The organism is Bradyrhizobium sp. NBAIM08, assembly GCF_020193935.1.
Lineage (GTDB): Bacteria > Pseudomonadota > Alphaproteobacteria > Rhizobiales > Xanthobacteraceae > Bradyrhizobium > Bradyrhizobium yuanmingense.
Genome location: NZ_JADYVR010001356.1, coordinates 1 through 382, shown reverse-complemented (window position 1 = coordinate 382; position 382 = coordinate 1). Strand labels below are relative to the sequence as shown.

Below are 382 nucleotides of genomic sequence, written 5' to 3'. Positions count from 1 at the left end.
TCCTGATCGCGCAGGTCGATCGTCGCACCGGACGCGGCAATGGTTTCGTTGCCCACGCCGAAGGCGCCTAGTGCACGGGTGTTGCCGACGTAGAGGATGCCGCCATTGACCTGGATCTGGCCAAAAAGCGACGCGAGATCGTTCGGGACCGTGAAGCCGGGTTCGACATCCGTGAAGTTAGCGGCGCTGATTTGGAGGATGCCATCGCCGGACTTGGTGAAGCCGTTGTTGGCATACATGATGCCGGTGATGTTCAGGCCGACCGTGCCAGCCGTGGTCGGCGCGATGATGTTGAAGTTCACGCCGGCGGAACTGGTGCTGGTGAGCGTCTGCTGGCCAGAGAGCGTATGGGTGACAGCGGCGGAACCCGTGTTGGTGATGT

General features: G+C 61.8%; 1 pseudogene. It reads right to left on the bottom strand.

The window, feature by feature from the left end:
* A pseudogene (locus I6F37_RS44895) lies at positions 1-382 on the bottom strand (hypothetical protein); the annotation flags it as partial.